Annotated in this window: 9 protein-coding genes; 1 reads left to right on the forward strand and 8 read right to left on the reverse strand. The window is 34.5% G+C overall.

Annotated features, from left to right (window positions below):
* Positions 1-88: 88 nt before the first annotated feature.
* The 4 genes from CHB72_RS14060 to CHB72_RS14075 all read right to left on the reverse strand — a co-directional run bounded on the left by CHB72_RS14060 (position 89) and on the right by CHB72_RS14075 (position 9,048).
* Positions 89-532, reverse strand: coding sequence for a hypothetical protein (locus tag CHB72_RS14060; RefSeq protein ID WP_207652567.1), 444 nt, complete (start codon positions 530-532; stop codon positions 89-91).
* A 316-nt stretch (positions 533-848) separates the two neighbouring features.
* Positions 849-3,518 carry an RHS repeat domain-containing protein gene (locus CHB72_RS14065; RefSeq protein ID WP_089283522.1) on the reverse strand — a complete coding sequence of 890 codons (2,670 nt, stop codon included), beginning with the start codon at positions 3,516-3,518 and terminating at the stop codon, positions 849-851.
* Between the two features lie 10 nt (positions 3,519-3,528).
* Positions 3,529-6,237, reverse strand: a complete 2,709-nt coding sequence (locus tag CHB72_RS14070) for an RHS repeat domain-containing protein (protein ID WP_176431382.1) — start codon at positions 6,235-6,237, stop codon at positions 3,529-3,531.
* A gap of 507 nt (positions 6,238-6,744) precedes the next feature.
* Positions 6,745-9,048, reverse strand: coding sequence for an ATP-dependent Clp protease ATP-binding subunit (locus tag CHB72_RS14075; RefSeq protein WP_089283524.1), 2,304 nt, complete (start codon positions 9,046-9,048; stop codon positions 6,745-6,747).
* Between the two features lie 440 nt (positions 9,049-9,488).
* Between CHB72_RS14075 and CHB72_RS14080 the strand changes: the two genes are divergently transcribed.
* Complete coding sequence (locus tag CHB72_RS14080) at positions 9,489-10,514, forward strand: branched-chain amino acid aminotransferase (protein WP_089283525.1); 1,026 nt, start codon at positions 9,489-9,491, stop codon at positions 10,512-10,514.
* A gap of 408 nt (positions 10,515-10,922) precedes the next feature.
* Here the strand turns inward: CHB72_RS14080 and CHB72_RS14085 are convergent, their stop codons facing one another.
* From CHB72_RS14085 to CHB72_RS14100, 4 genes are all read right to left on the reverse strand, one after another.
* The gene (locus CHB72_RS14085; RefSeq protein ID WP_089283526.1) at positions 10,923-12,320 is read right to left on the reverse strand and encodes an NAD(P)/FAD-dependent oxidoreductase; all 1,398 of its coding nucleotides are present in this window, start codon (positions 12,318-12,320) and stop codon (positions 10,923-10,925) included.
* Between the two features lie 224 nt (positions 12,321-12,544).
* Complete coding sequence (locus CHB72_RS14090) at positions 12,545-13,759, reverse strand: glycosyltransferase family 2 protein (RefSeq protein ID WP_089283527.1); 1,215 nt, start codon at positions 13,757-13,759, stop codon at positions 12,545-12,547.
* Positions 13,756-14,514: a hypothetical protein gene (locus CHB72_RS14095; RefSeq protein ID WP_089283528.1), complete on the reverse strand. Its 759-nt coding sequence runs from the start codon at positions 14,512-14,514 to the stop codon at positions 13,756-13,758. The genes CHB72_RS14090 and CHB72_RS14095 overlap by 4 nt, the downstream gene beginning before the upstream one ends.
* A gap of 583 nt (positions 14,515-15,097) precedes the next feature.
* Positions 15,098-16,498, reverse strand: a complete 1,401-nt coding sequence (locus tag CHB72_RS14100; protein WP_089283529.1) for an alanine/glycine:cation symporter family protein — start codon at positions 16,496-16,498, stop codon at positions 15,098-15,100.
* Positions 16,499-16,519 lie beyond the last annotated feature (21 nt).

Genomic DNA, 16,519 nt, shown 5'->3' on the forward strand with positions numbered 1-16,519 from the left:
TCCTCTTTGTTTTTTCCAAAATATCCACTACTATGATTAATGACAATACTATAAATAATGTAATTAGACCTTTCTGCACTTTTATTCATTAAATAAATTTTTTTATCATATCTCTACTGGTCTTTTTGATTCTACATTTTGTAAATAGTTCAAAAAAATAAGAGTCATTTATATTCTTTTTTAATTCAAGCTTTTTAGGGAAATAGAATTCAATATTTCTATTCTTAATATCTACATTAAGAATTATATTGTGATAACCATCCTCGATTAAATGAATATCTTTCATTTTAATTTCATATATTTTCTTTTTAGTTTTAATATGCAATGTTGAATCATTCATTAAAGAAATACTATTTACTACATGGTAATTTAGTAAATAGTTTGCTTTTCTAATTAAATATATTATTAAAAATATGAATAATACAATAAAAAATAAATGAAGCGTACTAATATTGTTTACTAATAGTATTACTATAATTAACATTAATGTAATTACTCCGAATTTCTGTAAAGCTATATACTTGGACATCATATCAACTCTCTTAGAAATATCTTTTTTGTATACTTGCATATTAGCTATCGTTCCTTTCATTGTCCTAAAGACACAAGTTTCCGACTTCTACAACAAAATTTTTTTAATTAAACTCCAGCATATGTTGTTTTATGCCTTAGGATAGTGAAAATAATTAAAGCTGATTTGTAATATGCTGGAGATTTTCATTTTTTAGTGGGCAGAACAATTTTTTACTGCCTAAAATTCTAATTCCTAAACCCTAAAAAAGTAAATTTCATAATATATATCTGTCATAAAACAATTACTTTTCTTTTCTCAAGCTATACTACCCTTCTCATTTATTACTAAAAACCTGTATTTTTCCAGAATACATTTGCATTTTTCCATTCTTATAGTAAATGATTTTATTATTACCAGCATGTAATTCTATTCTATTATCATATCTATTGATTTTTATCAATCCGTCTTCTAATTCTGTTTCAGATCCATTCATCAGGTTGAATACATTTATTTCTTGAAGCTTTGTTGTTTTACCAAGTTCAAGCTTAACACTACCTGGTAGAGCTCCAGCATTTATATTCCCTCCACTTATACTAGTCCCACTTTTTGCATCCATTATATTAAAATCCCCTCCGACGTTGATAATCCAGTCCCAAGATGCCCCTGCATTTAATGACCAACCTTTAAGATCATCTACAGATTCCATCCAAGGATATATTCCAACATTTGCCCCCAATCCCAGGTCAATATTGGTTTTTACTCCACCTCCTATATAGTTGTAAATAAGAATTTTTCCCTTATCATCAAATCCTACTCCAATGTTAGCTCCTCCGGTTACAACATATGATCCTGAACCACCCCCACTAATAGTCACAACGAATAACCCTTCTGGATCAATGTAATTGATTGGATTACCTTGAACATAGGCAAAACGATTTAAACTTTGGCTATCATTAACAAATCCAAGGATGATATCTTCATTCATAAATCTTCGAATTTCTGGATTATAGTATCGTGCCCGCATGTAGTACAGTCCGTTGTTGTCTGTGATAACCCCATCTCGTCCATTGTAAAGAAACGGGTTTTCTGTAATCCCATCCTTGTATACCACTTCTCCAAAGGAATCGTAAACATATCGATCTGTCAGATTTCCAGCCATGTCTGTTAAAGCTACGGTACTGCCCCTTAAGTCATAGTGATAGATATTTATTTCTCCGTTTGCATTTTCTTTACTGATAAGTCCTAACCCATACACATAAGCGACAGTTACATTACCCTCCTGATCTCTTTCCATAAGAACTTGACTCAGTATCGTATTGGGATTGACCACATATTGCTTTGTAACATTATCTTCTGTAATGGCTATCCGATTGTTATTTGCATCATATGCATAGGTGGTTGCTCCTGCTTCTGTCAACCTATTTCTGGAGTCATAATGAAATACTGTCATTTCATTATCTAAAGGCCCCCAGATCATGTTGTTGTCTTTATCGTAAAGGACAGTTTCTCCGTTATAGGCTGCCAGCCGGTTTGCCTCATTATAAGTCATTTGAATAAGTTTTCCCGGTAGAGGCAGTTCTTGTTCTTGACTACTGACTTCTTCGGTAATGTTTCCAACAGCATCGTAATCAAAAATGTAATGATTGATTACTGTACCGTCTTCTTCAATATCCAGTAAAGCTGTTAGTCTTCCTTCAGTGTTGTAAGTTCTTGTTTCTACGGAGCCATCGGGCCGAGTTGTGGTCAGTAATTGGTTATTCTCGTTATAGCTGTAGGTAGTTTTCCTCTGGTTCCAGTCTATTACTTCTATTAATCTGTTTGCATCGTCATAGCTATAGCTTACTATACGGTTGTCAGGATAGGTAAGGGATGTTAAATTATTATTGGCATCATAAGCATAACGAATGATATTTCCATATACATCCGTATATTTTATCAGCCTGTCTAAAGCGTCATATTCACACATTATGGTTCCAAAGTCATCTGTAATGGTAAGAAGATTTCCATTGGCATCATAAGTGTAGTTTACTATACCAATATTATCTGTCAAGCTTGTTAGCTGTTCTGCTGCGTTATAAGTATAATTAGCTTCCTGTCCTCTGCCGTTGGTTGTCTTTTCTAACAAATTCCGTTCATTGTATTCGTACTGAATCATATCGCCTGTTTCGGATACTGCTGATATTAATTGGCCTGCCTGATTGTAATTCAAGGTCAGAGTGTTTTGGTTTGGATCTGTCAGGGTAATTCTGTTTCCATCTTCGTCAAACTGTTGTGCACTGATTCCATTTAAGGCATCTACTGCAGATGTCATTGTGCCCAAAGCATCATAGTGAAATTCAGTTATTCTGTTTAACGGATCTATAGCTTTAATCAGATTATTCACCTGGTCGTATTCAAAGGTCTGTAAACTTCCTAAAGCATCTTTTTTAGCAATCAAGTTATATACAGCATCATAGTATAATTCACTTACAATGTTGCCTGATGCATCTTTTTGTTTTTTTACATTGCCTATTTCATCGTATTCTGTTGTAAAGGTATTTCCGATAGGATCTGTTATGCCTGTCATCTGTCCTTTCTCATCATAGGTAAAAGTAGTTTCTTTTCCTTTTGCATCGGTAATTTTCTTCAGCCTGTTCTCTCCGTCATATTCATAGTAGACAGTATGATTTAGAGAATTTTTTATGCTGATTAAGAGATCATTATCATTATACGTATAAGCAGTAATGTTTCCTTTAGAATCCTTTTCTGTTAGTTTATTGCCTCTTAAATCATAGGTATATTGTATGGTATTGCTTAATGGATTTGTAATACTATTTATCTTATCTCCATTATCATAAGTCATGGAAACAGTACCTGCTACATCGGATATGGAAGTGAGTCTTCCTCCTGCATCATAATTATAGGTCAGAACATCTCCAGCAGGATTCATCCGGGTATGCAGAAGTCCTTCTGTGTAGGTATAGCTCGTTACTGCTCCTCTGGGGCTTGTTTCTGTAAGAAGCAAACCATTTTCATCATAGGTATAGCTGGTAATATTCCCTAATGCATCTTGTATGCGGATTAACCGCTTGTATGCGGATTAACCGTTGGTTATCGTCATACGTAAAGCTTGTTATATCTCCTGCTTCATTTTTAACAGACAAAAGATTATCATTTTCATCATAGGTCATTCTCGTTATGTTCCTTAGAGCATTGGTAATGGTTAAAAGATTTCCTCTTTCATCATATGTATAAGCTGTAGTGTTGCCTTTGGCATCTGTTTCTCTAATAAGATTTCCATCGTCATCAAATTCAAAATCTGTTGTAAAGTTCAGTTCATCTCCAAACTGAATTAAGCGATAGCTGCTGTCATGAACCAATACTTTTTGATTTCCGTTACGGTCTGTTACGATTGTAATTATTTTTCCGGGCTCTGTCAATTCATCATAAGCAAAAATAGTAGGATAATTATCTTCCAGTCCATCTTTTTGAGATATGATTCTTCCATATTCATCAAATGTGTTCTCAAAAATCTGTTTTTCTTCTGAGTCTGTAGCGGACAGAATCTGACCTTCGTGGTTATGGGTATAGGTAATGGTTGCACCTATGCTTTCTGTTATAGTCGTTAGATTCTTATTTGCATCATACTGGAATAGCACTTCTCTATTCAGGGGGGCTGTAAGTTTTTCAATTAGATTATTATCATCATAGGAAAGGATTAATTTTTTGTTTGATATAGGTTCAATAATCTCCTTTAAGCGATTAAACTCATCATAATAGAACATAATTGAAAATTGGTTAGAATTTATAATTTCAATTAATTTCCCTGTTGAGTCAAACAAATAACTAGTTTTATCCTTCCGTACTAATTCATAACCTTCATCCTCTTTTTTTGTGAGGGTATCAAAGCGAACGGAATAATCTTCGGGAAAATACTTATTTTCATTTTCTTTTAAAAATAGATTTTTTCGGTTTTGATTCCATAAAACGTTAATATTATCATCGGAAAGAAATTCTAATTTTACTTCAAAAGGATGACTCCAAGCTTTTCCCAATGAACCTGCTTTCAGCAGGAGGGAGTTGTAATTGATAGAAAATACAATAGGCTGTGCTCCTTTTATTGTTAGTAAGTGAAGGTCAATTATCTGAGCCCCGGTTGAAGTATCTATTGGGTCACTTATTAAAGATCGCAGAGAAATCTGGGCTGGGTCTCTTTTGGCTATTTCCTCTGCTGCATTCAGACCTGTAATATCTTTTATTGTAGGTGTTCCAGGAATTGCTCTGAGAAAAGGATATCCGTCATGGATATAAGCATCAATATCCCACACATTTTCAAAATCCCAGCCAATAAACGTGTTTATGTCCTTCATTTGTACTGTTGTACGAGGCTCTCCACCATTTGTATTGGATTGACCTGAAGTTTCGGCGTCGTAGTAGGAATTATAGATAATTTCAGTACTATATCCAACTAAGCCACCTGCATAAAGCTCTGCATCTGTCCATCCTATACTATAGCATTTATCTATATATCCTATATTAAACCCTATTAATCCACCTGCAGTGTAGCGAATAGCTGTTACATTGCCTGTTGCATATGAATTACTTATAGCACCCTCATTATCTCCAACAAGACCCCCAATTGTACTTTTCCCGTAAACATTACCTGCTGCATATGACCTTTGAATTTCGCCTGAATTCCACCCTACCAGTCCACCAAAGTAGTCACCAAATGTTCTAGGATCATCAATTAATGTTATGTTACCCGTTGCATACGAATCACTAATAAGTGCAGGATACAAAGAACTTGGAAAAACTGGAACATTTAAACCTACCAAACCACCGCAAGTTTCAGCAGCATTTACATTTACTGCTGAATGCGCCCTGCTAATAATTCCGCCTAGATTAACACCAATTAATCCACCAGTTGGTCCGCTGACTAACCATCCATATTCATCTTCAAATACAAATCCTGTGACACTACCTGATACATGTACATTATCAATATTACCACCTGGGGAAACATCATAAAGTCCATTTTCTCCCACCAAACCACCTACAAAATAGTTTCCTGTTACATTTATATTTTCTAATTTAATATTTTTTAACTCTGCCGGTCTTATAATTCTTCCAAACAAGCCAATACTGTTCTCCATTGGCCTATTAATAAACAAAGAGGAAATACGTTTATTATTACCATCAAAAACGCCAGTAAAATTTTCTATTGGTTGCCAATTACTATACTCGCTTAAATCAATATTCGCCATCTGTATATAATGGGCTGATAAATCATGCCGTATATTATTTAAATCTTCAGCGTTCCATATTTGGTATGGATTTTCGGGAATACCCTCGCCCATATATACTGCGATTTTATTCATTACTTTTTCTTCCAATAAAGTCAGTTGATCCTCATCTGGTTTTTCTGCTTCCATTGGGTATGTTTTAGAAAGAATATTCCTCCGTTCAGCATTTAGGCTCAATCTTTCTAGTGGTGACTTCAACAGCCTAGGATGACTTTTGAAAATGTCCTGTAGCTGTGAAGGAAGGTCTTCCACAAACTCTGCTGCTGTATCTGTGTACAAGGAACTTATCCAATTGTCGGACCTATTTGCTGCTTTGACATCCACACTGGTTTGTTCTGCAAAAACATGATTAGCAATAAAAAATATCCCTGATGAAAACAGAATTTGAATAAAAAATGCCACTATTAAAATAACCGAGATATGCCTGCATTGCTTCTCCATATAGTTTCCTCCATTCATATTTGGGTATAAATTTGAAAATTCACTATATTTTCTAGATTCAATGCCTCAAATGTAAATTCCTTCTATTTTTTTCATTTTTTTGTATTTTTTAAATTTATTGTATTTTATAAAGTCTTATATTTATAGTATCCTTTCCATATGCGCCAAGCTAACCTAATAATGGAAAATTTCATTGTATTTTAATAAAAACAATTGAAATTCTTGACTCATTTAGAGTTTAGAATATCACTACTTATCAATAACATGAACCTTAAATAAACTGAAACGAATCAAGAAATTGTTTTTTTAAACATTAATACAAGCAAATTATACCAAATACTGGGTTAGCTTGGCGCTAATGGTGCCTTTTCTATGAAACTTATAGTATATCACTTTCTAATAACATCAGCCGTGGAGGAAAAATTCCTGCTCCAGTTCATAGTTTCAAAAACTAAAAAATAAAGGACTACCATTCCGTTTGTAGGGCTGGTAGTCCTTTATAAAAATTTAGTACTTTATGTTTTCCTGTGTAAGAAAAATCTTATTATTAATTAGTTCTACCTTTATATGCGCTCCTTCATGAAATTTATTTTGAAGATAATTCTCAGCAATCTCATCTTCAATATACTTTTGAATAGTTCTCCTTAAAGGTCTCGCCCCATACTTTTCGTCATATCCTTTTTCTAAAATAAAGGCCTTCACCTCATCACTAATCTCTAGTGTCATACCTTTTTCTTTAACTTCCTCCACAACTTCCTTTAGCATTAAGTCTACAATTTCATATAGTTCTTCCCGGTTAAGTCGATCAAAAACAATAATCTCATCAATACGATTTAAAAACTCTGGTCGAAAGGTTTCCTTTAGAGCATCTCTTACCTTTGATTCCATTGCTTCATATCCATTTTTACCAAAACCTATGCCGCTAGATTTCAACTGAGTTCCTATGTTAGATGTCATGACGATCACTGTATTTTCGAAAAAAACAGTTCTACCTTGATTATCGGTTAGTCTTCCATCCTCTAAAATTTGCAATAAGAGGTTAAATACATCCGGATGTGCTTTTTCCATCTCATCTAGTAAAATAACTGAATAAGGTCTTCTTCTAACCTTTTCTGTCAATTGCCCGCCTTGGTCATAACCAATATATCCCGGGGGAGCTCCGATGAGTTTAGAAACCGTATGTTTTTCCATATACTCAGACATGTCCATTCGAATCATAGCTTCTTCATTTCCAAAAAGCTCTGATGCTAAAGCCTTAACCAATTCTGTTTTGCCTACCCCTGTTGGCCCAACGAAAATAAAAGAAGAAGGTTTTTTCTTTTTCTTAAATCCTGAACGATTACGGCGTATCGTTCTAGCAAGACTTTTAACAGCCTCATTTTGTCCTATGATTCTTTCATGCAGTTTTTCCTCTAATTGTAATAGCCTTTGAGCTTCTTTCTCAGTAATCTTTTGTACAGGGATTTTTGTCCAAGCTTCAATAACGGCTGCAATATCTTCAACAGTAATATACACTTTGCTGCATTCTTCTTCGATATCTTTTATTTTATCAATTAATATGCATTCTTCTACTTTGTATTGAGCAGCTTTTTCAAAGTCATTTTCTCGAGCTAAGGCTTCTCTATTTTCTTGTAGGACATTTAATTCCTCTTTTAAAGCCTCCACTTCAATTAAACCTTGATTTTTTAGATTTGCTCTAGAACCTGCTTCATCAATTACGTCGATAGCTTTATCTGGCAGGTATCTGTCAGTAATATACCTTTCAGATAGCTTCGCTGCTGTTTCCAATACTTCATCCGATATTGTAACCTTATGATAAGTTTCATAATATTCTTTAATTCCCTTCAATATTTCTATCGTTTCCTCAAGGGTTGGTTCTTCAATTAACACTGGTTGAAATCTTCTTTCTAAAGCAGCGTCCTTCTCAATATGCTTTCTATATTCTTCTAAGGTAGTAGCACCTATGATTTGTATTTCTCCCTTAGCAAGGGCGGGCTTTAGAATATTTGCAGCATTCATAACACCACCATGTACTTCACCAGCTCCCATAATATTGTGGACTTCATCAATAACCAGTATGATATTCCCCAAGTCCTGTGCCTCTTTAATAATTGACTTCATACGGCCTTCAAATTGACCTCTAAACTGTGTTCCTGCTACGATAGCAGTTAGATCTAATAGATAGACCTCCGCACCAAAAAGCTTTGCTGGCACCTGTTTTTCAACAATTCTCACAGCTAAGCCCTCTGCAATAGCTGTTTTACCAACTCCTGGCTCACCAATCAAGATTGGATTGTTCTTTGTTCTTCTATTTAAAATCTGTATTACCCTATCAATTTCCCTATGTCTTCCAATAATTTTGTCTACTTCCTTGTTTATAGCTCTTTCTGTAAGATTGCTGCCATAGGTATCTAAATGTTTTTTCTTCCTTTTAGATTTTTTATTTTTTGCCTGCTTCCTAGTTTCTTCTTTTGTGTCAGCAAAAGAATCCCTTTCTTCATCAAAGAGATGAAGATTTTCTTCTTTATCTTCTGCTTTATTATTAAATAAACTCATTAATGATTGCTGACTCTCCAAACCGTCTAGATTAAATTCTTCCTCTCCCTCAGCAGGATTAATATCCATCTCTTCTGTTAAGCTTTCTATTTCCTCCTCTGTCATGCCTGTCTGTTGCATAATCTGATCAATAACTGGAAGGCCCATTTTTTTTGCGCAGGGTATACAGATGCCCTTCATTTCTGATTTTCCATTTTCAAATTTTGTTGCAAACACAACTGCTGTATTTTTATTGCATATAGAACACTTTTTCATAAATTTCAACTCCATATTTTATGTATTATGATATTAGACATAGTATCTTTTCTCTTTGATTCATCTTATTTTATTTCCTCTTCAGTTTATATAAGTTTCATTATATTTACAAATCCTATACTCTACACTTCTTAGTATATTAGATTACTAATCTATTAGTTACCGTAATAGGGTTCAACAAAACTCCTTTTTTTATGAGTAATAGCAAATTATATATTTTGGGGATTTTGCTTTAATTCATAATTTTAGCATACTATTCTATATTATAACATTTTTATTTCTTGATAAGAATTTAAGCGTTACTGTTTTAAAAATTTTTTATTCTAAAATGAAGATTGTCAATAATATTATTTAAGGTTTGTAGTAATATGTTATAATTATATATATACTACTTATACAACAAAATCAATCAAAATATTTTATAAAAATGGAGGGATTTCATGAGTAAAAATGTGAATATCGATTGGAGTAAACTTGGCTTTAGCTATATGAAGACTGACCTTCGTTATGTTTCTAAATGGAAGGATGGTCAATGGGATGAAGGAGAATTAGTAGAAGATAATCACTTAACTATTAGCGAATCGTCAACCGCCCTTCACTATGGACAACAATGTTTTGAAGGTTTGAAGGCTTATCGCACTAGCGAAAGTGCTATTCAGTTATTTAGGCCAGATGAAAATGCTAAGCGTATGCAGGATAGCTGTAGACGTGTGATGATGCCCGAGGTTTCAGTAGAAAAGTTTATTGATGCCTGTATCCAGGTTGTTAAAGCAAATGAAGCTTATGTACCTCCATATGGAACTGGTGCCACTCTTTATTTAAGACCTTTTGTAATAGGTGTTGGAGACAATATTGGTGTTAAGCCTGCACCAGAGTACATATTCTGTGTCTTCTGCTTACCAGTAGGTCCTTATTTTAAAGGAGGAATGGCTCCTGTAAACTTTACAATTTCTGAATACGATAGAGCAGCACCATATGGAACAGGTGCAGCGAAGGTTGGTGGCAATTATGCCGGTAGCCTTTATCCTCATGAGCTGGCCGTAAAAAAAGGTTTTGCAGATTGTATTTATCTTGATCCAATGACCCATACAAAAATAGAAGAAGTTGGAGCTGCTAACTTTTTTGGTATTACAAAGGATGATAAGTTTATAACACCAAAGTCACCATCTATCCTTCCTAGTATCACAAAATATTCTCTAATGTACTTAGCAAAAGAATATTTAGGTATGGAAGTGGAAGAAAGAGATGTACTTGTTAATAACTTAGATGAGTTTAAGGAAGCAGGGGCTTGTGGAACTGCTGCAGTAATTACACCTATCGGTGGTATCGAATATAAAGATAACCTACACGTATTCTATAGCGAAGCAGAGGTTGGACCTGTTACGAAGAAGCTTTATAATACCCTTTATGGCATTCAGTTTGGTGATGTAGAAGCACCTGAGGGATGGATTGTAAAAGTAAAGTAAGCGTAGAATGAATAAATATCTCAATAGGGTAGGCCTGCCACAATATATTGTGGCAGGCTTTTTCTATTTGAACAACATCTTTTGTTATAGGCTTGTGTTTGTATTGAAATTAAAGCATCGAAGTGAATATCCATAAAATCAGCATAGTAGACTATAGACAATTTTTTAAAATTATATTATTATAATAGATAAGCTTATAAGAATAAGCTACCATTCTTGGAAAATTTCTGATATAATATATTTATGTACCAATTTTAATATTATTTAGTTTCTTTTCTCCTTTTAAATATCAAACCAATTTGTTTTTCACAAAACAAACACTTTTCAAGCTTTTAATTAAGCCTGAAAAGTGTCTTTTTTTATTCTTTCCCCTTCGGTGTAGTGCTCTGACTCCCTCTAAATTAAGTCTCATTTAATCTTATGTGCCATCAATACCCCCATCACAGACGCCATCATTAGTCCTCTTGTCCATCCACTAGAATCTCCTAAACAGTGTAGTCCTTTGATGTTGGTTTCAAAGTTTTCATCTAAAGTAATTTTGTTGCTGTAAAACTTTATTTCAGGCCCATACAACAAAGTTTCTCTGCTGGCAAAGCCTGGTACAACCGTGTCCATTGCTTTAATAAAGTTTAAGATATTTAATAATGGTCTATAAGGAATGGCGGATCCTAAATCTCCAGCTACTGCATCTGGTAGTGTAGGTTTTACGTTGGTTTGATCTAGTTCACGAGGCCAAGTTCGCTTTCCGTCTAAAATATCTCCATATCTCTGTACCAAAATCTTACCATTTCCCAGCATGTTTACTAGTTCTGCTACCTTTTTCCCATATTCAATCGGTTGATTAAATGGCTGTGAAAAATTATGAGAACTCAATATGGCTAGGTTGGTGTTTTCAGATTTTTTATCTTTGTAGGAATGTCCATTAACAATCGCCAGATCGTTATCATAGTTTTCTTGACTTACAAAACCTCCAGGGTTTTGACAAAAGGTTCTCACCTTATTTTTAAATGGAACTGGATAACCAATTAGCTTTGATTCATAAAGTACTTCATTTACCTTTTCCATAATTTCATTTCTCACTTCTACCCGAACACCTATATCCACCGTTCCAGCATTATGCTCAATGTCGTGCTTTAAGCATATTTCCTGAAGCCAATCGGCACCTTTCCTGCCAGAAGCCACAACGATTGTCTCTCCTAGGATTATTTTTTCCTCTTCCTTTGTTTTGGCATTTGCTGTGATTACGCCCTTAGCTATTCCTTCTTCTATAACCAAATCCTTGACTACTGTATCAAAGTGAATTTCAACATTTGCATCTAAAAGGCTCTCCTGTATTTTCAAATAGATCTCTTGAGCCTTTTCTGTGCCTAAATGCCTAATAGGACAATCCACCAGCTTAAGTCCTGCTTCTATTGCTTTTCTTCTTATATGCTTAACCTCTTCACTACAATCTACACCTTCTATTCTTGTATCTGCCCCATATTCTAGGTATATTTGATCTGTATAGTTAATACATTCCTGGGCTTTACTGCTGCCTATTAAATTTGGCAAGTCCCCCCCAACCTCATAGCTTAAGGAAAGCTTTCCATCAGAAAAGGCCCCAGCCCCTGAAAAACCTGTAGTAATGTGACAATAGGGCTTGCAATTAACACATTTTCTAGTTTCCTCTTTAGGGCAATGTCTTTTATCAATGCGTCTTCCCTTTTCAATAATCAAAATACGTTTCTGAGAATTTCCCCTCACCAGCTCTAAGGCAGTAAAAATACCCGATGGTCCAGCTCCTACAATAATAACGTCATATTTCATTACCATCAACTCCTATTAATAATAGAATTTTCGAATATTCATCTTTATCCAAGAGTATATAGTTCGTGTATGATCGAATTTTTAGTTGTTTACACTAAATATTGTACACTTCTTTCTTTCTTTTGACTAGCATTTTTTTGTTAAATATTGAACCTATTTATCGTTTGCATTAAATAAGAAAAGTAGTCTAAAAAAAAGAAAACTCTTAACAAAGAATTTTCCTATTAAAAACGTATCGTCTTATCCCATGATATGGTTTCTCTTTTTTTTCTGGCCTTTAAATAGTAGTATAGACTTCTAATAAAGAGAATGATAAATAGCTGAGCATAAGTGAAATACATAATAAACCCGATTAGCATATTCAGCGGTGATATAGTTTTTTCGGCCACCTGAGCACTAAACAGTTGGCATGTATATAGGATGTATGAAACATACCAAATTAACAGCATAGGAATAGGCAATGTAATTGTGGTAAAGCCCAAAATGCCTGCTATGAACCAGCCATCAGAGACTAATAGAAAAATTAAGAAAATAACATAAACCAAAACCTGTTGTAAAGTATGTACTAGCATTTTCCCCCTATAGTATTCAAAAGAGGTAAACATTTTTTCTAGCAAGTAAAGATTCCCCTGTAGCCATCTGGTTCTTTGTTTTATCAAGACCTTTAACTGTTGTGGCTCCTGCTCCCAAGTAACAGCCTCTGGAATGATAGGTAGCAATCCACCTGCTCTTGTAATCCTTAATGTTAATTCAGCATCCTCTGCTAATGCGTAAACATCATATTCTCCCACTTCCTCAATGATTGAACGCTTAAGAAGCATATTTGTGCCGGTTAAAGAACCCATCTTAAATAAAATCCATCTTCCCGATTGCATTAACAATTGAAATATTTGAAACTCTAGTGAGATCATTCGAGTTAGCCAGTTTTTATTTTCGTTAATGGTTTTTACATAGCCTACAGCTCCTACTGCATTGGGTATAGCTTCTGCTGCTTCCACCAGCAGCTTAAGCGCTTGAGGCTCTGGTTGATTGTCAGCATCATATACGATAAAATATTTTGATTGTGAGATTTGCAGCCCATAGTTCAATACCCTGGACTTTCCCCTTGGCTCTCCTAGAGGAACTTTAATATGATATACATCTTTAAATTTTTTACAAAAGGTTTCTGCAATTTCTTCTGTCTGATCCTGTGAATTATCATTTAATAAATAAACCCTTTTTTCTCCGGGGTATTCCAACTTTACCATTGCCTCTAAAGTTTTCTTAATAACCTTTCCCTCATTATGAGCAGGAATGAGCACATCTACACTGGGATAATGTTGTAAAACGGGACTTTTTTTCTTATTAATTCGATAGTATAATCCAAAGACTGTTAATACGCAATAATAGATAATCACCGTGCTAAAAACTAAGGAGGTAATCAACAATAAATATTTCATGCAGTATTCACCTGCCTCTCATCCTTACCTATTACTTGGATGTCCATTATTAATTCTTCTTCTTTAATATTTAACTTCTCATTGATCCTTGTATAGTAACGATTAAGGGCAATCTCCATTCCAGCTTCATCCGTATTTTGTAACAAGACTACAAAAGAATCTTTACTCCATTTTCCTACTAGATCATATTGATTTCGAAAGGTCGCCAGGGCTAAATTCGTTAAGGTATTAAAAACTGCTTTTTGTACATGGAGGTTTTTCTCTTTAACTGAAAATTGTATCTCATACCCTAACTCTCCCCGTCTTTCCATAGCTTTCTTAATTAAACTGCTTCTTCTCTTATATTCTTGTTTCGTTAACATCTCTGAAGAACCTATATATTGAGTCAACTCCTCTACTCTTTCTTTCAATTCAACATTCTCTTCTTCTACCGATTTGGCTATGTAGGTAAATCCATAGAGTACTGCTATATTGAGTATTAATACAAGGTGATTCACGATTCCCTCAAGCTGTCTAAGGGCTTCCCACATCTCTATAAATCCAATAAAAAGATAACCTAGTGCTATTAGCAAGTTATAGGCTATCAGTAGAATAAATCCACTTCTTTTAGATAAAATTTTAAATAGTATTATGAAAATTATGTATTGTCCTATAAAGAAGATTTGTTTATCTGAAGAGAAAAAGTGAAAAATCGTAATATAGAAAAGCAAAAACTGTCCAATATGCAGAAAGGTTTGCCACTTACTGTTCTTCATAGTAAAGCCCCCTAAGATGCCTTGTATTTTATGTATTACATTTAATAATACGATAAATGCAGTGGATTTTCTATGAATTTCAATCAATTTATGTAAACCAATTTTTTCTAATATATAGTTCCAGTTATAAACATCTATATTTGCTATTTTATCCTTCGGTGTATTGCTAAGACTCCCGCTTCTTCTAGATAAACAAACTAAGCGACTAACACAAAATCAAAGATTTTGGTTATCTGCTTATAGATAAACAAACTAAGTGACCAACACGAAAGTTAGAAACCAAACTTTCGGTTGTCTACTTAAAGCGGGAGATCAAGCACTACATCCTCGAAGTAAATTCGGCTACAATTCAGTGGGAGTAAAAACTCCCTCTGAATTAAGTCTCATTTTATCTAGAAAGCTAAAAAGTCTTTTTTTTAGCAATATTATTTTAATATTTAGTTTTTAACTGGCTTAAGCTTAAGAGAGCTTGAACAAATATTTAGAGTCAAATCTATTGAGATTTGACTCTAAAGGAAAGATTATTCTATATAACATAAGTTCTTCCAGTTCCATCGGTTAGGAACGGTAATTCTTATGACACCTAAACCATATTTTTGCCTTTTCTCTGTCCTTTCATTTTTATGTCTTTTAGATAATAATCTTTGGATGTAAAATATTCTTTTGTTTTAGCAGCAACAACACCTGACAATCCTAGCACTCCTATCATGTTTGGTATAACTGCTAATCCAAATAGGAAATCTAAAAACATCCATACAAATTGTAAACCTCCAACAGCACCAATGAAGCAAGCTGCTAAATAAACCCATCTCATTAATATTGAAAAACGATATCCAAATAGATATTCTGCCAGTTTTTCACCATAAAAAAGAATAACAAATATAGTAGACACAACGAATAATAATATTGAAAAACTAACAATAACTCCACCAATTGATCCATAAAAATTGCTAAAAGCTACCGCTGTCATTGCAGATGCTTCTAACCCAGCCTCTTGCCAAATGCCTGTGCTTAATATCACAAATGCCGTCATAGAACAAATCAATATCGTATCAACAAATACACTAAACATTCCCCATAATCCCTGTCTAACAGGATGATCTGTTTGGGCTGCTGCATGAGCAATAGGTGCACTCCCCATTCCTGCTTCATTAGAGTACGCTCCCCTAGCCATTCCCCAGCGTAAGGCCATTGCTATCGTGCTGCCAGTAAATCCACCTACAGCCGCACGTCCTGTAAAGGCATCTCTAAAAATCATTCCTATTACAGACGGGATTACAGTAATATTGCTTATAATGATAATAATACATCCCAATAAATACAGACTTGCCATCACTGGAACAAATTTTTCTGATACTTTTCCGACCCTTTTTACACCTCCAACAACAATCAGTCCAACTAAAACTGTTATAATCATTCCTGAAACAACAGGGCTAATTCCTAAGGTACTGGCAGAACCTGCCGCTGAGTTTGCTTGAACCATAATCCCTGAAACAATTGTCAGCATGAATATGAAGGCATAAGCAGTTCCTAAAGCAGGAGATTTCAAACCATTCTTTAAATAATACATGGGACCGCCAACATATTCTCCCACTTCATTTTTTTCTCTATACATTACACCTAACACGACTTCAGCATACTTTGAAGCCATACCTACTAGTGCTGTCACCCACATCCAAAATATTGCACCGGGTCCTCCGAAAAAGATAGCTACCGGTACACCAACAATATTGGATGCTCCTGCGGTAGATCCCAATTCAGCAGTAACTGCCTGAAAAGGTGTAATTGTTCCGTCGCCTTCCTTACCATCTTTAGTAAATAGAGAACCTATTGTCTGAGACCACATATATCCAAAGTGCTTAAATTGAATGAACTCGATCCTGAAGGATATAAACAATCCACCTCCTACAAGCAGCACTAGCATTGCCGGTCCCCACAAAATCCCTGTAGCTGTGTTAATAAAATGTAAAATTGCTTCTTGCATACCATACAACTCCTTTTCTAT

This window comes from Anaerovirgula multivorans (genome assembly GCF_900188145.1).
GTDB lineage: Bacteria > Bacillota > Clostridia > Peptostreptococcales > Natronincolaceae > Anaerovirgula > Anaerovirgula multivorans.

Excerpts from the sequence above, each read along its gene's own strand:
- CHB72_RS14070 (WP_176431382.1), bottom strand. The coding sequence starts at position 6,237 with ATGGAGAAGCAATGCAGGCATATCTCGGTTATTTTAATAGTGGCATTT.
- CHB72_RS14095 (WP_089283528.1), bottom strand. The coding sequence starts at position 14,514 with ATGAAGAACAGTAAGTGGCAAACCTTTCTGCATATTGGACAGTTTTTG.
- CHB72_RS14075 (WP_089283524.1), bottom strand. The coding sequence starts at position 9,048 with ATGAAAAAGTGTTCTATATGCAATAAAAATACAGCAGTTGTGTTTGCA.
- CHB72_RS14090 (WP_089283527.1), bottom strand. The coding sequence starts at position 13,759 with ATGAAATATTTATTGTTGATTACCTCCTTAGTTTTTAGCACGGTGATT.
- CHB72_RS14080 (WP_089283525.1), top strand. The coding sequence starts at position 9,489 with ATGAGTAAAAATGTGAATATCGATTGGAGTAAACTTGGCTTTAGCTAT.
- CHB72_RS14100 (WP_089283529.1), bottom strand. The coding sequence starts at position 16,498 with ATGCAAGAAGCAATTTTACATTTTATTAACACAGCTACAGGGATTTTG.
- CHB72_RS14060 (WP_207652567.1), bottom strand. The coding sequence starts at position 532 with ATGATGTCCAAGTATATAGCTTTACAGAAATTCGGAGTAATTACATTA.
- CHB72_RS14085 (WP_089283526.1), bottom strand. The coding sequence starts at position 12,320 with ATGAAATATGACGTTATTATTGTAGGAGCTGGACCATCGGGTATTTTT.